Below are 20,116 nucleotides of genomic sequence, written 5' to 3'. Positions count from 1 at the left end.
AAACAACGAGGATTCAATCGATGAAACCCGCCCTTTCCGTCGCGCTCTGCGCACTCACCTTCGGCGCCGCGATGGCCGCGCACGCGCAAACCGCGCCGCAAACCCCGGCGCCCGGCGCGGCCGATCCCACTTTCTCCGCCTACGCGCTCGCGCAGCAATGCGCCGCGAAGTCCGACAACACGGCGCAAGGACAATGCGTGGGCGCGGTGCGCGGCATCGTGCGCGGCTATCAGTACGGCGTGCTGTTCCTGTCGCAGCGCGCGTCGCTGCCCGATTCCGAGACGAAGCGCGTGTCGCTGTGCCTGACGGACACGAAGGTCTCGTCGATCGTCGACGATTTCCTCGCCGACGCGAAGCAGGTCAACGAAACCGATCTGAAACGCACGCCCGCCGAAGTCGCCGTGCTCGGTTCGGTGCATGCGCATCACGCGTGCACGTGATCCGCAGCAACCTCAAAGCATCTCCAGCGAGCGCTTCGCCTTCGGCGGTTTGAACTGCGAATCGATGTCCGCGAGTTCGTCGGCGGACAACCGAAGGTCGAGCGCCGCGCGGTTCTCGCGCACGTGGGCGGCGTCGGCCGCTTTCGGTATCGCGAACACCTGGGGCTGTTGCAACACCCACGCGAGCGCGACCTGAAATGCCGACACGCCGCGCGCCGCCGCAATCCTTTCCAGCGCTCCGCCGCGCGGCAGACGCGCATGATCGACGGGGCTGTAGGCCATCGCGGGCATGCGGCGCTCGCGCAGCCACGGCAAGAGATCGAACTCCGGCCCGCGTCGCGCGACGTTGAAGAGAATCTGATCGGTCGCGCAGGCGTCGCCGCCATCGAGCGAAAAGAGCTCTTCCATGTCGTCGGTGTCGAAGTTGGAGACGCCCCAGTGACGAATCTTGCCGTCGCGCTTCAGCTTGTCGAAGCCCGCGACCACGCCTTCCAGATCCTCGCCGCCGCGCCAGTGCAGCAGATAAAGATCGATGCGATCGGTCTTCAGGCGCTTCAGGCTGCGCTCGCACGCGGCCTGCACGCCGCGCTCGCTGCCGTTGTGCGGATACACCTTGCTGACGATGAACAACGCGTCGCGCCGGTCTCCGAGCGCCTCGGCGATGAGCTTTTCGCTTTCGCCGTCGCCGTACATCTCGGCGGTATCTATTAGCGTCATGCCGAGCTCCACGCCCTCGCGCAGCGCCGCGATTTCGCTCTTGCGTGCGTTCGGGCGCTCGCCCATTTCCCAGGTGCCCTGGCCGAGCTTCGGGATGGTTTCGCCGTTGGGAAGCGTGACGGTCGTCGGACTGGATTGCGCCATGAAAGAGCCTCCTTGTGTGTCCGCCGATTATGGCGCAAGGAGCACGCCATCGTTTCGCGCCGGCCAGCCCGCCAGCCGCGCGACGAAGACGCCGTGCGCAACGGCGGGTGCCGCGCGCGGAGCATCACGTCCGCCCGCTTGACCTGGACATTCGGCGGGCCGCCGACTTCGACGATGACCAGCGCAGCCGTAGCCGCCAGCCGAGTCCGATGTTCGCGAACAATTGCGGTGCGGTGAACCGGCGCAAAGACGAAAAGCGTGATTGCAATCTCTTTCAGGTCAGGCAAACGCGTGCGGCGCTTCGTCGAAAAGTCACCGCGATGATGTGCGCGCCGCAAACGCCTTTGGCCGAAACGACCGCGTTTGAACGAACCGATGAAATAACCAATTGCGAGACTCGAAAAGGGTGCAATCCAGGGTTGTAATCAAACAGATTCCATAACGCTGTGTCGACAATTCTTTTTTAATGCGCGGCGATTCAGAGCACTTAACTGCAATAAATCCTCGCCTAAACTTCGAATTGATCACAAGGACCGTTATCAGAACTTCAAATCAATAAAAAAAATCTTCAATTGATTTTGCTGATATATGAAGTTCGACTCTGCCATCTTCGTGACAGAAAGTTCGACCTATTAAGTGGTCACGTGATATATCATAAGAAATTCAATGACCGTCGCCGCCTTTTCGCGCCGCAAAACATATATCGACGGGTTGGCACGAGTCCAGCGGTCGCATTAGGAATGACGCTAAGCAGCAACGCTGGAAGCCACGCTTTATAAGGACGTGGGGATAATCGCCCGCACCAAGGGAACCTGTTTCTGCAAAAATTTCTCGATTTAGTCATTGCAATATTTTCATCATGTCAATATTATCAATTCACACGTCGGTCAATAACTGGACACACGTCTGACACCGGGCGATGGGTCTGGAAACTGTGGCACAACTGAGAGGGCAACAAGATGAACCAGATCCATGCAATGCGCGTCTTCGTGCGCGTGGCGGATACGGAAAGTTTTCGCCGCGCGGCTCAACAACTCGATGTCTCGAATGCGCTCGTCACACGGGCAATTGCGATGCTCGAAGCGCACCTCCGAACGCGTCTCATCAACCGCACTACCCGCAATCTGTCTCTCACCGAAGCCGGCACCCGTTATCTGGAGGGCTGCCGCGCGCTGCTCGAAGAGCTTGACCATCTGGAATCCACGGTCACGCATACCGAAGGCGAACCGAGCGGCACGTTGCGCGTCGTCGCGTCGAGCGCGCTCTCGCTTCTCACGCTGACGCCGCTCATCGACGGCTTTCGCCATCTCTATCCGAAGGTCAACGTTCGCCTGACGCTCGCCGAGCGTCATGTCGATCTTGTCGAGGACGGATATGACGTCGGTATCGTGACGGCGTTCATGGTGACGAGCACGGCGCTCATCGAACGGCCGGTCGGCACCAACGCGCTCGTCCCGGTCGCCACGCCCGCGTTTATCGCCGAGTACGGCATGCCCGCTTCGCCCACGGATCTGCAAACGTTGGCATCGGTCGGACTGCCGAGCGAAATGCGCAGTCAGACCTGGCACTTCCGCCATCGTCTCGGTTCCGCCGAACAGGTGACGCTCGCGCCCGTGTACACGGTCAACAACGGCTTGATGGTCCGCCTCGCGACGCTGCGGAGCATGGGCGTCTCGATTCTGCCCGAAGGGATCGTGCACGCGGATCTGGAGGACGGCACGCTCGTTCGCATGCTGCCCGAGTACACGATCGACGACCCGGACATGAAAGTGTCGATCGTCTATCCGGGACGGCAATATCTGCCCGCCAAGACGCGTTTTTTCATCGACTATGCACTGGACTATCTGAGTCGCGAGTTCACCGGCAACGGCGCGCGCCCCGACGACGTGGTCCGGCAGTCCATGCCGCCGTCAATCATGCCCGTGCAAACGATGCGCAACGCATCGGCCACCGCGAACTGAAGACGCACGCGGGCCGGCACGGCAACCTTGCCGTCCGGCCCGCTTCGATGACGAGCACCGCGCTATCCAGCACGGCGCACGCAACGCTCAAATTTCCCCGTACTCCGAACTCGATGCATCCGGTGCCGCGCACATCGCGCGCAGCAAGGGCGCCTCGCGTTCGTGCACTTCGACCGGCATGCAGAGCGCCCCGGCATAAGCCATGTAGCGCGCCCGATGCTGTCCGTTGCGGAACGCGACGACCCCATCCCTATGCACGCCGAGCAGCCCGAGCAGACCCGGCGCGCGGCGCACGCTGATGGTCACGTAGGGCATTTCCGGCACGCGGGGATTATCCGGGTCGAGAAACTCGCGGATGCCGCGCACCTTGCCCGCGTGCCAGTCGTCCACGGCCTTGAGCACGTAGTCGGTGTCATCGCGATCGGCGCATTCGAGGAGTTTTCTCACGTCGACGAGCACGACCTGATGGCGCGAACCGTACTCGCTGAAAACCCGTTTCAGGCGCACGAAGTCATACTGCGGATGGCTCTGGAGCCTGACGATCCAGACCGCTTCTGCGGCGGTCGGCGCAACCATCGTGTCCATGTTCGGCAATAAGAAGAAGACTGCGGAGCGCGCCCCGTGCGCGCGTGCCTCGCTGACAACGGCTCGAACGAACATCGCTGAACAGGCGCTCGAACAAGATAAACTTTTACACCCTAGACGCGATTCATGAAAGCGCCATGACGGGCACGCGGCGTGCTTTTGTTGCCAGAATCGAACACTCCCGCATGGCGCGGCGGCATGCATGTCATCCGGATGCCTTGCATGCATCGCGCGCGCATCGCTCAACGATCAGTGGACACTTCTTCCGACCTCATCGTCGCGCGGCCCGAGGGACTTTTCTGCGTGCCGGGCAACTTTCATATCGATCCGTGGCGGCCCGTCGAACGCGCTGTCATCACGCACGCGCACGCGGATCATGCGCGCTTCGGTCACGCGCATTACCTCGCTGCCGAGCCGGGCGTCGGCGTGTTGCTGTCGCGGCTTCCGGGCATCGATGTGCAGGGGCTCGCCTACGGGGAAGCAATCGTCGTGAACGGTGTGCGCGTGTCGCTGCATCCCGCCGGACACGTGCTCGGCTCGGCGCAGGTGCGCGTCGAGCACAAGGGACGCGTGTGGGTCGCATCCGGCGATTACAAGGTCGAGCCCGATCCGACCTGCGCGCCCTTCGAGCCCGTGCGCTGCGATACGTTCATCACCGAATCGACGTTCGGCCTGCCGATCTATCGATGGGACAGCTCGCGCGATGTCTTCGACGGCATCGATTCATGGTGGCGGCACAACGCGGCGCAAGGGCGCGCGTCGGTGCTCTTCAGCTATTCGTTCGGCAAGGCGCAGCGCATTCTCGCGGGCGTCGATGCCGCCATCGGTCCGATCTTCTGTCACGGCGCGGTCGAGCCGCTCAATCGCGCGTATCGCGACGCGGGCATCGCGTTGCCGCACACGCGCCTCGTCAGCGAGATCGCCGCGAAGGACAAGGCGGCGTTCAAGGGCGCGCTGATCGTCGCGCCGCCGTCCGCGCAGGGCAGCACGTGGATGCGCCGCTTCGGCGATTACAGCGACGCCTTCGCGTCCGGCTGGATGCGTCTGCGCGGCACGCGAAGGCGCAAGGGCGTCGATCGCGGTTTTGTGCTCTCCGATCACGCCGACTGGCCCGGCCTGCAACTCGCGATCGGCGCGACGGGCGCTGAGCGCGTGATCGTCACGCACGGACAGATCGAGCCGATGGTGCGCTGGCTCTGCGAGCAGGGGCTCGATGCGGGCGCCTTCAAGACCGAATACGGCGACGACGCCATCGAAGCCGACACCGCGCAGCCCGAGACCGCCGCGACATGAAACGCTTCGCGACGCTCTACGCCGCGCTCGACGCGACGACCTCGACCAACGAAAAGCTCGAAGCGCTGATCGCCTATTTCTCGGCCGCGGAGCCTGAAGATGCCGCGTGGGCATCGTACTTTCTCGCGGGCGGCAAGCCGCGCCAGTCGGTGCCGACGCGCCTGCTGACCGAGTTCGCGCGCGAACGCGCGGGCTTGCCGGAATGGCTCTTCGAAGAGTCGTATCAGGCGGTCGGCGATCTCGCCGAAACCATCGCGCATGTGCTGCCGCCGGCGTCGGGCGAATCGTCGCTCGGGCTCGCGCAATGGATCGAGGAGCGCGTGCTGACGCTGCGCGGCGCGAACCCTTCGGAATTGCGTGAACGGCTGTTGAGCTACTGGGACGAGCTGAACTGGAGCGAGCGCTTTCTGCTGACGAAGCTGATCGGCGGCGGTTTCCGCGTGGGCGTCGCGCGGCAGCTCGTCGTGCGCGCGCTCGCGGAAGTCGCGGGCGTCGATCACAAGCGCATCGCGCAGCGCATGGTCGGCTGGACCGATTCGCGGCAGGCGCCGAGCGCGGCGCGCTATCTTCGGCTCGTCGCACCCGCAGCCGAAGGCGACGACGTCGACACACCGCACGAAAGCGATATCGGCCTGCCCTATCCGTTCTTTCTCGCGCATCCGCTGCAGGCCGATCCCGCGACGCTCGGCTCGCCCGATGACTGGATCGCCGAATGGAAGTGGGACGGCATACGCGCGCAGCTCGTGAAGCGCGCGGGCCGCGTGTGGATCTGGTCGCGCGGCGAGGATCTCGTCACGGAGCGCTTTCCGGAGCTCGCGTCGCTCGGTGCGGCGCTGCCCGACGGCACGGTGATCGACGGCGAAATTCTCGCGTGGGAGCCGGGCGCGAGCGCGCCGCTGCCGTTCGCGCGACTGCAGCCGCGCATCACGCGCAAGTCGCTCACGAAGAAAGTGCTCGCCGATTCGCCCGCCGCGCTGCTCGCCTACGATCTGCTCGAAGCCAACGGCCGCGATCTGCGCACCGAGCCGCTCCATGCGCGACGCGCGCAGCTCGATGCGCTCGCGCACGCGCTCTCCACCTCGCTCGCGATGGATCTGCTGCGCGTATCCCCGATGGTCGTCGCACCGGACTGGCCGGCGCTTTCCGCGTTGCGCGACGAGAGCCGCGCGCGCGGCGTCGAAGGCCTGATGCTGAAGGAGCGCGCGTCGATGTACGGCGTCGGGCGCACGAAGGCATCGGGCACGTGGTGGAAGTGGAAGATCGATCCGTATTCCATCGACGCGGTGCTGCTCTATGCGCAACGCGGCCACGGACGGCGCGCGAGCCTCTACACGGATTTCACCTTCGCCGTCTGGGACGAAGCCGACGGCACGCGCACGCTCGTGCCCTTCGCGAAGGCCTATTCCGGACTCACCGACGAGGAAATGCGCCAGGTCGATGCAATCGTGCGCAAGACGACCATCGAAAAGTTCGGGCCGGTGAGAAGCGTGACGCCGACGCTCGTCTTCGAGATCGGCTTCGAAGGCATACAGGCGAGCCCGCGCCACAAGTCGGGCATCGCGGTGCGCTTTCCGCGCATGCTGCGCTGGCGCACCGACAAGAAGATCGAAGACGCCGATACGCTCGATATCCTCAAGGGCTTTCTGAACGAGGCGACGGCATGAGCGCGCCCGAATCGGCGGACGAGCGCAAGCGCCGCGCCCCGCGACCGCGCCGCGTGCCGCGCACGCGCGCCGCCCAGGCGAAGCTCGATGCCGCCGCCGAGCTTTTCACGCCCGCGCCTTTCGCCTACGACGAAACGCAAGCCGCAAAGCCTGTCGATGAACGCATCGCGCGCTGGTTCGACGAACGCGGCTGGCAGCCGTTCGAGTTTCAGCGCGACGCGTGGCGCGAGATCGGGCGCGGCGCGAGCGGCCTGCTTCACGCGACGACCGGCGCCGGCAAAACCTGGGCCGTGTGGCTCGGCGCGCTCGCCGCGTATGCGGACAAAGCGCCGAAGCCGAACGCCCTGCCCGCGCCGCTCACCGTGCTCTGGATCACGCCGATGCGCGCGCTCGCCGCCGACACCGCCCGCGCGCTGCAGGCCGCCGTGAGCGCGCTGTCCGTGCCGTGGACGATCGGGCTGCGCACCGGCGATACGTCGTCGACCGAACGCGCGCGCCAAAGCCGGCGCATGCCGTCCGCGCTCGTGACGACGCCCGAAAGCCTCACGCTGACGCTGACGCGCACCAATGCTCGCGACGAGCTGAAGCATCTGCGCATGATCGTCGTCGACGAATGGCATGAACTGCTCGGCAACAAGCGCGGCACGCAGACGCAACTCGCGATCGCCCGGCTCGCGCGCTGGCGGCCCCATCTGCAAATCTGGGGACTGTCGGCGACGCTCGGCAATCTCGCGCTCGCGCACGATGCGCTGCTTCATCCCGTGAAGACGCCGCGCGTCGTCGTGCGCGGCGCGCACCCGAAAACGCTCGTCGTCGATACGCTGATTCCCGAGACCATCGAGCGCTTTCCGTGGGGCGGGCATCTAGGCGTGCGGCAAGTCGGTCCCGTCGCCGATGAGATCGATCGCGCGCAAAGCTCGCTCGTCTTCACCAACACGCGCTCGCAATCGGAAATCTGGTATCGCGCGCTGCTCGAATTGCGGCCCGAATGGGCGGGCCTGCTCGCGCTGCATCACGGCTCGCTCGACAAGGAAGTGCGCGACTGGGTCGAGCTCGGGCTCAAGAACGGGCAACTGAAGGCGGTCGTGTGCACGTCGAGTCTCGATCTCGGCGTGGACTTTCTGCCGGTCGATCGCGTGTTTCAGATCGGCTCGCCGAAGGGCGTCGCGCGACTGATGCAGCGCGCCGGACGCTCGGGCCACGCGCCGGGCCGCGTATCGCGCGTGTCGATCGTGCCGACGCACGCGCTCGAGCTCGTCGAAGCGGCCGCGGCGCGCTGGGCGATCGGCGAGCATCGCATCGAAGGACGCGACATGCCGTTGAAGCCGCTCGACGTGCTCGTGCAGCATCTCGTGACGGTCGCGATCGGCGGCGGCTTCACGCCCGATGACATGCTGGACGAAGTGCGCAGCGCCTATGCGTATCGCGACCTGACGCAAGCCGAGTTCGACTGGGCGCTCGCGTTCGTCGAGCGCGGCGGCACGTCGCTCGCGGCGTATCCGGATTTTCATCGCGTCGTGAAAGGCGATGACGGCGTGTATCGCGTGCCGCGCGACGATCTCGTGCGCAGACATCGCAACAACGTCGGGACGATAGTTGCGAACGCAACCATCAGCGTCGCGTATATGACGGGCGGGCGCATCGGCGCGATGGAGGAATCGTTCATCTCGCGTCTCAAGCCCGGCGATGTCTTCACCTTCGGCGGACGCGCGCTCGAACTCGTGCGCGTGCGCGACATGACCGCCTACGTGAAGCGCGCGACCTCATCGCGCGGTGCGATGCCGCAATGGGCGGGCAGCAAGATGCCGCTGTCGTCCGAGTTGGCCGACGCCGCGCTCGTGATGCTCGCGCGCGCCAACGACGGCATCTACGACGAGCCCGAGATGCGCGCCGTCAAGCCACTGCTCGACTTGCAGGCGAAGTGGTCGGCGCTGCCGGGGCCGGGCGTGCTGGTCGTCGAACTGGTGCGCTCGCGCGAAGGGCATCACTTCTTCTGCTATCCGTTCGCGGGGCGCATGGCGCATATCGGGCTCGGGTCGCTGCTCGGCTGGCGCGCATCGCGCGACCGGCCGGGCACCTTCTCCATTTCGATGAACGACTACGGCTTCGAATTGCTGTCGGCACGGCCGTTCGATTGGGAGACACTCATCGCGGAAGGCCTGTTTTCACCGGAGCATCTGGAGCACGACATTCTCGCGAGCCTGAACGCATCGGAGCTGTCGGCGCGGCGCTTTCGCGAGATCGCGCGGGTGTCGGGGCTCATCTATCAAGGTCATCCGGGGCAGCAGAAAAGCGCGCGGCAACTGCAGGCGTCGAGCGGCCTCTTCTACGAAGTCTTTCGCAAGCACGACAGCGGCAATCTGCTGCTCGCGCAGGCGGATCAGGAAGTGATGCTGCAGGAGCTCGAGCTCGGCCGCATCCGCGCGGCGCTGCAGCGCATGAGCGAAAGCCGGCTCGCCCTGACGCATCCGAAGAAGCCGACGCCTTTCGCGTTTCCGCTGATCGTCGCGCGCTTGCGGGAGAAGGTGAGCACGGAGAAGCTGTCGGATCGCGTCGAGCGCATGCTCGCGGATCTGGAGAAGGCGGCGAAGGCATAAATGACGACCGAGGCATTGACCATCGATGTGAACGGCCATGCGCTTCTGCTCTCCGCGGACCGCGCGGCCTTCGATCCGCTCCTGAAGACCCTTTTCATCGCCGATGCCCACTTCGGCAAGGATGCCGTGTTTCGCGCGCGCGGCATTCCGGTGCCCATCGGCACGACGGGCGAAAGTCTCGCGCGGCTCGATGCGCTCGTCACGGCGCATCGTCCGGAATCGATCGTCTTTCTCGGCGACCTGCTGCACGCGCGCGAGTCCCATGCCGACGAAACGCTCGACGCGCTCGCCGCCTGGCGCGCGAGACATCGCGCGCTGAGGCTCGTGCTCGTCGAAGGCAATCACGACAAGCATGCGGGCGCGCTGCCCGCGCTGTTCGGCGTCGAGGTCGTGAAGGAGCCGCACGTGCTCGGGCCGTGGGCGCTTTGCCATCATCCGCAGACGGTCGATGGCGCCTACGCGCTCGCCGGCCACGAGCATCCGGTGTATCGGCTCGCGACGCGCGTCGACAGCGTGCGTCTGCCGTGCTTTCGCATCGGCCCGAACGCGGGCGTGCTGCCCGCGTTCGGCGCGTTCACGGGTGGCTTCGAAGTGAATGGCGAGGTGCGCCGCGAAGCGGTCTACGTGATCGCCGGCGAACGCGTGTTTCCGCTCAGCGATAGACCGAGGTCGACGATTGCAGCTTCGTGAGCTTGCCACGCTGGAATCCGTACCAGCCGAGATTCGATTGCATCACCACCTCCTCGCCCTGCCAGAACACACGCTTGACCGTCATGCGCTGATTCACGCGCTGCACGAGCGGCGGATTGCGGCGGAAGTCGTAGAGCACCGGTCCGGTGTCGGATTGCACGAGCATGCGCGTGACGGTGTCGCTCGTGCCGGACGTTTCGTCGAAGTGCGCGATGCGTTTCGCGTCGAAGCGATCGAACACTTGAGTCTCGATGAGCGCGGCCATGCCGGATTCATCGCGCAGGAAATTCAGCGCGCCCGCCTTCGTGGCGATGGGGCCGGCGGCGTCGCTCTGGGCGTGTGCGAGCGTGGCGAAGAGCATCGCGGATGCGATGGCGGTGCGGATAAGGGCTTTGATCGTTGACATCTTCATCGAGTAGTTGCTGCGTTTTTCCAACACTCACCGGCGAGCGGCGCGCGCAACGAATGCGTGCCCGCGCGTGTGTTACCGGGAACATCTGACGCATGGTGGCGCGGCGTCGGCAAGACTCATGCGCCGGCGCCGCGTCCGTAAGAATATCCGTTCAGGCCGAAGCATGGCCCGGGCCGATCGGCATCAGGGTTTATACCAGCATCAAAAAATCCCTTTCGGTACAATTCGAGCCTTCCATTCCGCCTCGACGCCTGCATCGCTCAATCCGACGATGCGCGCCGAAAGCGTGACACTTGCGCCGCCCCCCGCCATGCCTCTGCCTCTTTTCGCTCTCGCCATTGCCGCGTTCGGCATCGGCACGACCGAATTCGTCATCATGGGCCTGTTGCCCAACGTCGCGCGCGATCTCGGCGTGACGATTCCGGCGGCGGGCATGCTCGTGTCCGGCTATGCGCTCGGCGTGACGGTGGGCGCGCCGATCCTCGCCGTCGTCACCGCGAAGATGCCGCGCAAGAAGGCGCTGATGAACCTGATCGGCGTATTCATCGTCGGCAATCTGCTGTGCGCGCTCGCGCCGAACTACTGGGTGCTGATGGGCGCGCGCATCGTCACCGCGTTCTGTCACGGCGCGTTCTTCGGCATCGGCTCGGTGGTCGCCGCCGATCTCGTCGCGCCGAACCGCCGCGCGCAGGCCATCGCGCTGATGTTCACCGGGCTCACGCTCGCGAACGTGCTCGGCGTGCCGCTCGGCACCGCGCTCGGCCAGGCGGCGGGCTGGCGCTCGACGTTCTGGGTCGTCACGCTGATCGGCATCGCGGCGGCGGGCGCGCTCGCCGTCTGCCTGCCGAAGCACATCGAGATGCGCGAGACCAGCATCCTGCGCGAATTCGACGTGCTCAAGAATCCGCAAGTGCTGATGGTGCTCGGCATCAGCGTGCTCGCATCGGCCAGTCTTTTCTCGGTGTTCACGTATATCACGCCTATCCTCGAGGACGTGACGGGCTTTTCGCCGCACGCGGTCACGTATGTGCTGCTGCTGTTCGGCCTCGGACTCACGGTGGGCAGCACGCTCGGCGGCAAGCTCGCGGACTGGAAGCTGCTGCGTTCGCTGCTGTCGTTCCTTCTGGCGATCGTCGTGATTCTGACGATCTTCGCGGGCACGATGCACGAGCCCGTCTCGGCGATGATCACGATCTTCTTCTGGGGTGTGCTCGCGTTCGCGATCGTGCCGCCGCTGCAAATGCTGATCGTGAACCGCGCGAGCGATGCGCCGAATCTCGCATCGACGCTGAATCAGGGCGCGTTCAACCTCGGCAACGCGACGGGCGCGTGGCTCGGCGGCTGCGTGATCAGCGCGGGTGCGCCGCTCACGTCGCTGCCGTGGGTCGGCATTCTGATGGCGGCAAGCGCGTTCGGCCTCACGTTGCTCTCGGCGACGCTCGACAAGCGCGCGCGCCGTCTTTCGATCGGACAAGCTGCCTGATTTCCGTCGGGTGGCACGGTGAATGAAGGGCATTCTCTCGCGTGACTTTCTCGCGCTGATCCTGAGCGTGGCGGTGGTCGGCTTAGGCCTCGGCGCGACGCTGCCGCTGACCGCGCTCGCGCTCACGCAAGCGGGCCACGGCACCGATATCGTCGGCCTGATGACGGCGATGCAGGCGGGCGGCGGCCTCGCCATCGCACCGTTCGCGAGCCGCGTCGCCGCGCGTCTGGGCGCGCGCGAGACGATCGTCGGCACGGTGGTCGTCGCGGCGCTGTCCACCATCGCGATGCAGTTCACCGCGAACCTGTGGCTGTGGGCCGTGCTGCGCTTTCTGTGCGGCGCGGCGCTGATGCTGCTCTTCACCATCGGCGAGGCGTGGGTCACGCAGCTCGCCGACGATTCCACGCGCGGGCGCGTCGTCGCGATCTACGCGACCAACTTCACGCTCTTTCAGATGACGGGCCCGGTGCTCATCACCGCGATAGGCGGCCTGCCGTCGATGCGCTTCGCGATCTGCGGCGCGATCTTCCTGCTGGCGCTGCCCGCGCTCGCCTCCATTCGCGGCACGCCGCACGCGCTGGCGTCCGAAGAGGGCGAGCACGGCGACTGGCGGCAGGTGTTGCCGCGCATGCCGGCGCTCGTGATCGGCACCGGCTTCTTCGCGCTTTTCGATACGCTCGCGCTTTCGCTGATGCCGCTCTTCGCGATGTCGCATGGCATCGGCGAGGATATCGGCGTGCTGTTCGCGTCCGCGATCCTGTTCGGCGATACCACGATGCAGTTCCCGATCGGCTGGCTCGCCGATCGCATCGGGCGCGCGAAGGTGCACGCGGGCGCGGGTGTCGTCGTGGCGCTGCTGTTGCCGCTTTTGCCGTGGGCGGTCGCGTATCCGTGGATCTGCTGGCCGCTGCTCTTCGTGATCGGCGCGGCGGCGGGCAGCGTCTATACGCTGTCGATCGTCGCGTGCGGCGAGCGCTTTCGCGGCCCGACGCTGGTATCGGCGACGGCGATCGTCGGGGCGTCGTGGAGCGTGGCGAGTTTTGGCGGACCGATCGTCGCGGGAACATTGATGCAGCGTATCGGCGCGGATGCGTTGATCGGCGTGCTGACGGTCGCGGCGGTGGCGTTCGTGGCGGCGGCGTGGTGGGAAGGGCGCATGTCCGCGAGTCGTTCCGTTTAGGCCTTCGACATTCGCCCGAAAGCCGGCGGCCGCCGTATGCCAATGCACATCGCGCGACTTGCGTTTGCGACTGGCATTCGCCGGTGTCTACCGGCTACCCTGGCGCTGCTTCGGACCCAATGGACCTGATCGAAAGCGCGTCGAATTCGATTGCGAGTTCGGCGCCCAAGGTCGAGTACATGAAGACCGTCTGCCCTCCGCTTCTGTCCGAGAGGCGCTCTCCCTTTTCGAGAGCGGCTCTGACCCGCGCGTGGTTCTCGTCGGTCGGCTCGATCACCTCGATGGCGTAGACGATGTTCAACAGCCCCAGTCCGTCCAGTACGAGACACGTTACGCCGCTGAAATCGATCGTCACGCGCGCCTCTTGCCGATGCAAACCGAGCACGACGCGTCTCGGCTCCGAGTTCGGACCGATGGTTATGCTGTCGAGATACCAATCGTGGAAGTTGTTCCATTCGTCTAGCAGTGTGATCGACATGGCGAGTCACCAAGGGAGCAAGGAGACGGGCGCGCCTTCATCGCGCGCTCCGTTGCTCCAATTATGCGCATGGGGATTCGGATTGCCATGATGCGCTTCCAGATCGAAGTCGGTCAGTGGTCGCCCGTCCGCGCCGTACTGCCGCAATTGCAGCATCTTGCCTGGCATGCTGGATGCCCACGCTCCTGGCGCACCGTTGAATGGCATTCCGGCGACTTGCTCGGCGTCGGTGCCGACGCCTTCTTCCGTGTATTCGAACGGCTTCCCGTCCAGCGATGCATGCGCCGGGCGCCTGACTTCGTCCGGTCGAAGCTTCTGTCGCTGGCTGATCTCCTCGGCGGACGCGATCGGTGATGTATGTGGCCACTCATACTCGATCGCGATTAGCTTACGACGCTCCAATTCACGCACGAAGGCTGGAATCAGTTGATCATCCGGAAACTGCTCTCCAACCGGGCCGTGCCATTCGCTTCCGCTCACGATGCGGCCGTGCAGAAGTTGTCGCACGTCGTCGAGCTCGATGCGTGGATCGATATAGTCGGGGGTTCGGCCAACGCATTCGAGAAAGTCGATGGTATCGGCCTCGACTTTCGCGGCGTGCACTTCAAACGGGTCCAACTGCGCTTGAAAGAAGAAAGACTCGCAGATCACATATGTCTTGTCATCCCAGCGATTCTTCGTCATGGTCAGGCTTCGCTGAAAGTATTGATATATGCGGCCCGATATGGACAGGACAGTGGTGTTCTTGAACATCCGCCTCGTCGAGCGCCGCCCGAGTTCGCTGAATTTACAATGAGAAAACCCTACTCGATAAATAATTCGATATGCGTAATAAATATTGAATGCCCCGCGTCTGCTTCATTGAACGCGAGGCATCCGTCGGGGCGTTTCCTTTCTTACACGCACCGTCACGCGAGGAATAACCAAGCAACGGAACCAGCCTAGTCCGTCGAATTCAACAACAAGTTACTCATAACATCGTCGCTGATCAGCTGCGTTCTCAGTATCGGACCAGGCGCGCTCCCCTCGAAACCGCGTCAAGCCGCCTGCACGGCCCCGCCCTTCTCGCGCCGCACGAATGCCAGCACGGCCACCAGAGCAGTCGAGCACAACACCGGCAGGGCCGCCGCGTGGAACAGTGCGACATTGCTCCATCCGAGCGCGATCATCTGCCCGCCGACGAGCGGCCCGATCACCGAGCCCACGCGCCCGATGCCCAGGCTCCAGCCGATGCCGGTCGAACGCAGCGCCGTCGGATAGTAGTGACCCGCGAGCGCGTTGACCGCCGGCTGTCCGCCGACGATGCAAAAGCCGCTCGCGAACACCGTCACGAAGAGCCACAGCTGCACATGCGCGACGCCGCCGATCAATCCGACGCACACTGCGCCCAGCCCGAAGCACGCGAGCAGCACGCGCACGAAGCCGAAGCGCTCGATGAACCAGCCGAGCGACAACGTCCCGAGCACGCCACCGGTCTGCAACAAGGTGCCGACGAGCACCGCCATGCCTTGCGTGTAGCCCGCGTCGCGCATCACGGTCGGCAGCCAGTTCGACAGGAAATACAGGTCGATGAGATTCATGAAGCTGATCGCCCACAGGATCAGCGTGACCGGCCCGCGGCCCGCGCGGAACAGCTCGGCCACCGGCGCGCCGCCGCTCGCCTTCTCGCGCACGACGAGACGCGTGGATGCATCGATCGGCAGCGCCGGATCGAACTTCGCGAGCCATGCCTTCGCGCGCGCCTCGCGCCCCCTCAGCACCAGAAACTGCAGCGATTCCGGCAGCGCGGCGATCATCGCCAGCGCGAGCAGCAGCGGCACCGCGCCGCCGATCCAGAACACCGAGCGCCAGCCGAACGCGGGAATCAGCGCCGCGCTCAGGAAGCCGCCGAGCGCGGCGCCGAGCGTGAAGCCGCATGACACGAGCATCATCCGCTTCACGCGATGCTCCGCCGTCGAGAACTCGCCGACGAGCGCCATCGCATTCGGCATGATGCAGCCGAGCCCGAGGCCCGTGATGAAGCGCAGCGCGGTGAGCACGGTCAGGTCGCGGGTCCAGGCGGTAGCGATCATCGACAGGCCAAAGAACAGCGTCGCGCCGATCAGCACCGGACGCCGCCCGATGCGGTCCGCCAGCACCGAAAGTCCGAGCGCGCCGAGCAGCATGCCGAAGAGGCTCGCGCTGAACACCGGCCCGAGCGCGGCTTTCGACACGTGCCAGTCGGCGATGACGGCGGGCGCGACGTAGCCCATCGCCTGCGCGTCGAAACCGTCGATCACGAGGCACAGCCCGCACAGCGCGAGCAGCATGAACTGGAACGCGGGCCGATGCGCGTCGCCCAGCGCGCGCTCGACATCGATCACGTTGCCGTGCGCGGTCGTCTCTCTCACCATGTCTGTCTCCTTTGCTCAAAAGAGAAGCGGCCCGCGCCGGGGCCGCTTCGTGGATCAGGCACGGGCCGCCACGATCTCGCCCACACACTCCCCGAACCCCACGCGATACCCGTCACCCTGACACCATCCGCGCAAGGTGACTTCATCGCCGTCCTGCAGGAACACGCGCTCGCCGCCCTCTTCCAGCTTCAACGGCCGCTGCCCGTTCCACGTGCTTTCGAGCAGGCTGCCGCACGATTCCGGCGTCGGGCCGCTGATCGTGCCGGAGCCCATCAGATCGCCGACACGCGTATTGCAGCCGCCGACGGTGTGATGCGCGAGCTGCTGCGCCATCGACCAGTACATCAGCTTGAAGTTGGTGCGCGAAAGGGTCGTCGGCTTTTGCGCGCCTTCGGGACGCAGCGTCACTTGCAGTTCGATATCGAACGCGTGATCGCCTTCGTGACGCAGATACGCGAGCGGCTGCGGCTCCTGCGCGGGCGTCGCGGTGCGGAACGGCTCGAGCGCATCGAGCGTGACGATCCACGGCGAGATGGTCGTCGCGAAGCCCTTCGAGTTGAACGGCCCGAGCGGGACGTATTCCCACTGCTGGATATCGCGCGCGCTCCAGTCGTTGAGCAGCACCATGCCGAAGATATGCGCCTCGGCCTCCTCGCACGCGATCGGCTCGCCGAGCGTATTGCCGCGGCCGATGATGAAGCCCGTCTCCAGTTCGATATCCAGCTTGCGGCACGCGCTGAACACCGGCCGGTCTTCATTCGGCAGCTTGATCTGGCCGTTCGGGCGGCGCACCGGCGTGCCGCTCACCACCACCGACGACGCGCGCCCGTTATAACCCACCGGCAACTCCGACCAGTTCGGCAACAGCGCGTTCTTCGGATCGCGGAACATCGAGCCGACATTGGTCGCGTGCTCCTTCGACGAATAGAAATCCGTGTAGCCGGGAATGTCGACGGGCAGATGCATCGTCGCGTCGGAGCGCGGCACGAGCGCGCGGCGGCGCAGCGTTTCATCGTCGCGCAACGTCGCGTTGCCCTGCGCGAGCAACGCCGAAAGCGCGATGCGGACTTCACGCGACTTCTCGCGTCCGAGCGCGATGAAATCGTTCAGGCGCGGTTTGTCGAACGTGCCTTGCGCGTCGAGAAGACCCGCCCGTTCGAGCACCGCGAGATCGACGATCCAGTCGCCGATCGCGATGCCCGCGCGCGGCGCGACGTTCACCGCGTCGCTGAAAATGCCGAACGGCAGGTTCTGGATCGGGAAGTCGCTCGCGGGATCGTTCGCGGATTCGATCCAGCTCTTCAGCGTGGGCGCGAGTGTGGCTTTGAGCGCGTCGTTCATCGTTGCTCCGGGTTGAAGTGTTTCGTGAGGCCTTGCCAGCACTCGTAGTAATTCGCCTGAAGTTGCGCGGTTTCGAGCGCGAACTGCGTCGGCTTGATGAGATTGCGCGTCTCGAACATGAAGGCCATCGTGGCGTCGACCTTGGCGGGCTTCGTCGTATCGCTATTCGATGCCTTCTCGAACGTCTCCGCGTCCGGCCCGTGTCCCGACATGCAGTTGTGCAGGCTCGCGCCGCCTGGCACGAAGCCTTCGGCCTTCGCGTCGTAGACGCCGTGCACGAGACCCATGAACTCGCTCGCGACATTGCGATGGAACCAGGGCGGACGGAACGTATCCTCGGCGGCGAGCCAGCGCGGCGGGAAGATCACGAAGTCGATCGTATCGACGCCCGGCGTGTCGCTCGGCGACTGCAGCACGAGAAAGATGGACGGATCCGGATGGTCGTAGCTGATCGAGCCGATGGTATTGAAGTGGCGCAGGTCGTACTTGTACGGCGCATAGTTGCCGTGCCACGCGACGACATCGAGCGGCGAATGACCGATATCCGCGCGCCACAGCACGCCGTTCAACTTCGTGACGAGTTCGAACCTGCCTTCGCGGTCTTCATACGCGGCGTTCGGCGTGAGGAAGTCGCGCGGGTTCGCGAGCCCGTTCGAGCCGATCGGCCCGAGATCCGGCAGTTGCAAGAGCGCGCCGAAGTTCTCGCAGATGTAGCCGCGCGCTTCGCCATCGGGCAGCGCGACCGAGAAGCGCACGCCGCGCGGAATCACCGCGATCTCATACGGTTCGACATCCACCTTGCCCAGCTCCGTCCAGATCGCGAGCCGCCCTTGCTGCGGCACGATCAGCAGTTCGCCGTCGGAGTTGTAGAAGAAGCGGTCCTGCATCGAGCGGTTCGCGGCGTAGAGATGAATCGCGCATCCGGTCATCGATTCGGCGGCGCCGTTGCCGGCCATCGTCACCCAGCCGTCGATGAAATCGGTCGGCGCGGCGGGCATCGGCAGCGGGTCCCAACGAAGCTGGTTCGGCGGCGTCGCGGGAACGTCGGCGAAATTGGCGACGAGCTTCGCCCGCAGCATCTCGGCGGGTATGCGCGTGAACGGCTTGTGCACCGCGCCTGGCCGAATGCGATACAGCCACGAACGGCGGTTGTGGGAGCGCGGCGCGGTGAACGCCGTGCCCGAAAGCTGCTCGGCGTAGAGCCCGTAAGCCGCGCGCTGCGGCGAGTTGCGGCCGATCGGCAGCGCGCCCGGCAGCGCCTCCGTGGCGAAATCATTGGCGAAACCGGACTGGTAGTGCTGGTTCGCGTCCGTGTGCGTCTCGAACGTTGGCATGGTCGAAATCCTCGGCGGGTGATCGGCGATGCAGACGATGGAAACCGTGCGGCCTTCCGTCGCTGCGTTTTACGCATAGTAAAACCAATTACGATTAGTGAAATTCATCGTAAACCCTTAATCGACGCGCTCTTGCCGGCATATCAATATGTGAATTTGGTGCTGGACGCGGTGTTGCGCGCTGATACCATCGACCATTCGAATGAAAATCGCCCGGTACGGCACGCCTCACGAACTCGAACGCTCCATCCATGATCGCCCCGTCCTTGCCTGAACTCGTCGCCCGCGCCGCGCGGCATCCGTTTCTTGGCGCGCATATCGTGCTCGGAGAGAGCGAGCATGCCGGGCAGGCGATCGCGCATTACGGCGATCTGTGCATCTCGAGTGCGTACGAGCCGATCTTCGATGTCGGCACGCATAGTTTTCCGCAGACATTGAGTGCATCGCCGGAGAGTGCCGAGCGTTTCGGCGATGAACTCGGCGTGCAGGCGATGACGCTGATCCAGGGCGATGCGCCGCGCGATCCGTTCGGTCAGCTGGAGCATGATCGCGAGCTGGTCGCGCTGGACCGGTTATCGCGGGCGCTCCATGCGTTCAATTTCTTCGGGCCGCATCGGCCGGGGTTGCTGTTCCTGCGCGTGCATGAGCGGCTTCTGAAGAGCGTGAAGTACGACCACGGGCTGCACTTCTCTTCCGTGCTGATGGAGTTCGGCATGAGCCCATCGCGTGTGGTGATCGAGCTGCCCGCGGCGGCGGTCGCGCACAAGACGTTTCTCGGGTATCTCACCAAGAGCTATCAGCATTACGGGTTCAAAGTCGCCGGGAATTTGCCCAATGCCGGGCAGATCATGTCAGTGTCGGATATGGCGCGGCTCGACTTCATCAAGATGGATGCCGGCGCGGCTTTGCGTGATTCCGTGGTGAAGCATCTCGTGGCTTATGCGCATCGGTTGAAGATTCCGCTCATCTTTTCGAATGTTTCGGATGAGGCCATGTTCAACGCGCTGCAGCAGTTCGATGTGCATTTTGTGCAGGGGCCGGTGTTTGATGCACATCCTGTGCATGGGAGATAGGGGTTTGGGTTTGCAGGCGCTTTCGTGAAATCCTGTTTTCGTGTCGGTCTATTAGCGTTGCCCCTGTGCGGGGCGGCAGTCACTTTCTTCGCTGCTGCTAACTTTGCGTTCGGCTTCTATGGACTTCCTGTTTTCGCGTCGGTCTATTTGCACTGCCCCTGTGCGGGGCGGCAGTCACTTTCTTTGCTGCTGCAAAGAAAGTAACCAAAGAAACAGCTATCCCCATCCAAAGTACTTCACACCGGCCCCGGCACAGAAGCACTCTCGTGGTCCGGCAGTAGCGAGTGCCCTCATAGGCCTTACCGGGCTTGGATCGCGCACGGTCTGTCAC

Annotated in this window: 17 protein-coding genes; 9 read left to right on the top strand and 8 right to left on the bottom strand. The window is 64.7% G+C overall.

The window, feature by feature from the left end; translation table 11 throughout:
• The first annotated feature begins 20 nt into the window (after positions 1-20).
• Positions 21-440, top strand: a complete 420-nt coding sequence (locus AWB78_RS25830; protein WP_062608807.1) for a hypothetical protein — start codon at positions 21-23, stop codon at positions 438-440.
• A gap of 12 nt (positions 441-452) precedes the next feature.
• On the opposite strand, the gene AWB78_RS25825 is transcribed toward AWB78_RS25830, so the two are convergent.
• Positions 453-1,301, bottom strand: coding sequence for an aldo/keto reductase (locus AWB78_RS25825; RefSeq protein WP_062608806.1), 849 nt, complete (start codon positions 1,299-1,301; stop codon positions 453-455).
• Positions 1,302-2,260: 959 nt separating this feature from the next.
• Between AWB78_RS25825 and AWB78_RS25820 the strand changes: the two genes are divergently transcribed.
• The gene (locus AWB78_RS25820; protein WP_062608805.1) at positions 2,261-3,262 is read left to right on the top strand and encodes a LysR family transcriptional regulator; all 1,002 of its coding nucleotides are present in this window, start codon (positions 2,261-2,263) and stop codon (positions 3,260-3,262) included.
• Between the two features lie 87 nt (positions 3,263-3,349).
• Here the strand turns inward: AWB78_RS25820 and AWB78_RS25815 are convergent, their stop codons facing one another.
• Complete coding sequence (locus AWB78_RS25815) at positions 3,350-3,847, bottom strand: plasmid fertility inhibition factor family protein (RefSeq protein WP_232477880.1); 498 nt, start codon at positions 3,845-3,847, stop codon at positions 3,350-3,352.
• 222 nt (positions 3,848-4,069) lie between these two features.
• On the opposite strand from AWB78_RS25815, the gene AWB78_RS25810 reads away from it, so the two are divergent.
• The 4 genes from AWB78_RS25810 to pdeM are packed head-to-tail and all read left to right on the top strand — an operon-like array spanning position 4,070 to position 10,091.
• Entirely contained in the window at positions 4,070-5,140 is a 1,071-nt protein-coding gene (locus AWB78_RS25810) for a ligase-associated DNA damage response exonuclease (protein WP_374729491.1), read from the top strand.
• A complete protein-coding gene (locus AWB78_RS25805; protein ID WP_062608803.1) occupies positions 5,137-6,804 on the top strand; it encodes an ATP-dependent DNA ligase in 1,668 nt (555 codons plus the stop codon). The genes AWB78_RS25810 and AWB78_RS25805 overlap by 4 nt, the downstream gene beginning before the upstream one ends.
• On the top strand, positions 6,801-9,401 hold the full coding sequence (locus AWB78_RS25800; protein WP_062608802.1) for a ligase-associated DNA damage response DEXH box helicase: 2,601 nt from the start codon (positions 6,801-6,803) through the stop codon (positions 9,399-9,401). Before AWB78_RS25805 ends, AWB78_RS25800 begins: the two co-directional genes overlap by 4 nt.
• Positions 9,402-10,091, top strand: coding sequence for a ligase-associated DNA damage response endonuclease PdeM (pdeM, locus tag AWB78_RS25795; protein ID WP_062608801.1), 690 nt, complete (start codon positions 9,402-9,404; stop codon positions 10,089-10,091).
• Here pdeM and AWB78_RS25790 read toward each other — a convergent pair.
• Entirely contained in the window at positions 10,054-10,497 is a 444-nt protein-coding gene (locus AWB78_RS25790) for a hypothetical protein (RefSeq protein ID WP_082883424.1), read from the bottom strand. The genes pdeM and AWB78_RS25790 overlap by 38 nt on opposite strands.
• 316 nt (positions 10,498-10,813) lie before the next feature.
• On the opposite strand from AWB78_RS25790, the gene AWB78_RS25785 reads away from it, so the two are divergent.
• Positions 10,814-11,986: an MFS transporter gene (locus AWB78_RS25785; RefSeq protein ID WP_062608873.1), complete on the top strand. Its 1,173-nt coding sequence runs from the start codon at positions 10,814-10,816 to the stop codon at positions 11,984-11,986.
• Between the two features lie 22 nt (positions 11,987-12,008).
• Entirely contained in the window at positions 12,009-13,166 is a 1,158-nt protein-coding gene (locus AWB78_RS25780; protein WP_062608800.1) for an MFS transporter, read from the top strand.
• 94 nt (positions 13,167-13,260) lie between these two features.
• On the opposite strand, the gene AWB78_RS25775 is transcribed toward AWB78_RS25780, so the two are convergent.
• The 5 genes from AWB78_RS25775 to hmgA form a co-directional block, all read right to left on the bottom strand.
• Positions 13,261-13,644 carry a hypothetical protein gene (locus AWB78_RS25775; RefSeq protein WP_232477879.1) on the bottom strand — a complete coding sequence of 128 codons (384 nt, stop codon included), beginning with the start codon at positions 13,642-13,644 and terminating at the stop codon, positions 13,261-13,263.
• Between the two features lie 6 nt (positions 13,645-13,650).
• Complete coding sequence (locus tag AWB78_RS25770) at positions 13,651-14,397, bottom strand: hypothetical protein (protein WP_062608799.1); 747 nt, start codon at positions 14,395-14,397, stop codon at positions 13,651-13,653.
• Positions 14,398-14,681: 284 nt separating this feature from the next.
• The gene (locus tag AWB78_RS25765) at positions 14,682-16,037 is read right to left on the bottom strand and encodes an MFS transporter (protein ID WP_062608798.1); all 1,356 of its coding nucleotides are present in this window, start codon (positions 16,035-16,037) and stop codon (positions 14,682-14,684) included.
• Between the two features lie 54 nt (positions 16,038-16,091).
• Positions 16,092-17,378, bottom strand: a complete 1,287-nt coding sequence (gene fahA, locus AWB78_RS25760; RefSeq protein WP_062608797.1) for a fumarylacetoacetase — start codon at positions 17,376-17,378, stop codon at positions 16,092-16,094.
• A complete protein-coding gene (gene hmgA, locus AWB78_RS25755; protein ID WP_062608796.1) occupies positions 17,375-18,712 on the bottom strand; it encodes a homogentisate 1,2-dioxygenase in 1,338 nt (445 codons plus the stop codon). The genes fahA and hmgA overlap by 4 nt, the downstream gene beginning before the upstream one ends.
• 251 nt (positions 18,713-18,963) lie before the next feature.
• On the opposite strand from hmgA, the gene AWB78_RS25750 reads away from it, so the two are divergent.
• Positions 18,964-19,785 carry an EAL domain-containing protein gene (locus tag AWB78_RS25750; RefSeq protein ID WP_062608795.1) on the top strand — a complete coding sequence of 274 codons (822 nt, stop codon included), beginning with the start codon at positions 18,964-18,966 and terminating at the stop codon, positions 19,783-19,785.
• Positions 19,786-20,116: the final 331 nt, after the last annotated feature.

The organism is Caballeronia calidae, from assembly GCF_900044055.2.
GTDB lineage: Bacteria > Pseudomonadota > Gammaproteobacteria > Burkholderiales > Burkholderiaceae > Caballeronia > Caballeronia calidae.
Note: the sequence above shows the minus strand (reverse complement) of the source record. Positions and strands in the feature narration are given on the sequence as shown.

Bases quoted from the DNA above. Each gene is read 5' to 3' on its own strand.
- AWB78_RS25820 (WP_062608805.1), top strand. From the start codon at position 2,261: ATGAACCAGATCCATGCAATGCGCGTCTTCGTGCGCGTGGCGGATACG.
- AWB78_RS25790 (WP_082883424.1), bottom strand. From the start codon at position 10,497: ATGTCAACGATCAAAGCCCTTATCCGCACCGCCATCGCATCCGCGATG.
- AWB78_RS25780 (WP_062608800.1), top strand. From the start codon at position 12,009: ATGAAGGGCATTCTCTCGCGTGACTTTCTCGCGCTGATCCTGAGCGTG.
- AWB78_RS25770 (WP_062608799.1), bottom strand. From the start codon at position 14,397: ATGTTCAAGAACACCACTGTCCTGTCCATATCGGGCCGCATATATCAA.
- AWB78_RS25830 (WP_062608807.1), top strand. From the start codon at position 21: ATGAAACCCGCCCTTTCCGTCGCGCTCTGCGCACTCACCTTCGGCGCC.
- AWB78_RS25750 (WP_062608795.1), top strand. From the start codon at position 18,964: ATGATCGCCCCGTCCTTGCCTGAACTCGTCGCCCGCGCCGCGCGGCAT.
- AWB78_RS25815 (WP_232477880.1), bottom strand. From the start codon at position 3,847: ATGGACACGATGGTTGCGCCGACCGCCGCAGAAGCGGTCTGGATCGTC.
- fahA (WP_062608797.1), bottom strand. From the start codon at position 17,378: ATGAACGACGCGCTCAAAGCCACACTCGCGCCCACGCTGAAGAGCTGG.
- pdeM (WP_062608801.1), top strand. From the start codon at position 9,402: ATGACGACCGAGGCATTGACCATCGATGTGAACGGCCATGCGCTTCTG.
- AWB78_RS25800 (WP_062608802.1), top strand. From the start codon at position 6,801: ATGAGCGCGCCCGAATCGGCGGACGAGCGCAAGCGCCGCGCCCCGCGA.
- AWB78_RS25810 (WP_374729491.1), top strand. From the start codon at position 4,070: ATGCATCGCGCGCGCATCGCTCAACGATCAGTGGACACTTCTTCCGAC.
- AWB78_RS25825 (WP_062608806.1), bottom strand. From the start codon at position 1,301: ATGGCGCAATCCAGTCCGACGACCGTCACGCTTCCCAACGGCGAAACC.
- AWB78_RS25775 (WP_232477879.1), bottom strand. From the start codon at position 13,644: ATGTCGATCACACTGCTAGACGAATGGAACAACTTCCACGATTGGTAT.
- hmgA (WP_062608796.1), bottom strand. From the start codon at position 18,712: ATGCCAACGTTCGAGACGCACACGGACGCGAACCAGCACTACCAGTCC.
- AWB78_RS25765 (WP_062608798.1), bottom strand. From the start codon at position 16,037: ATGGTGAGAGAGACGACCGCGCACGGCAACGTGATCGATGTCGAGCGC.
- AWB78_RS25805 (WP_062608803.1), top strand. From the start codon at position 5,137: ATGAAACGCTTCGCGACGCTCTACGCCGCGCTCGACGCGACGACCTCG.
- AWB78_RS25785 (WP_062608873.1), top strand. From the start codon at position 10,814: ATGCCTCTGCCTCTTTTCGCTCTCGCCATTGCCGCGTTCGGCATCGGC.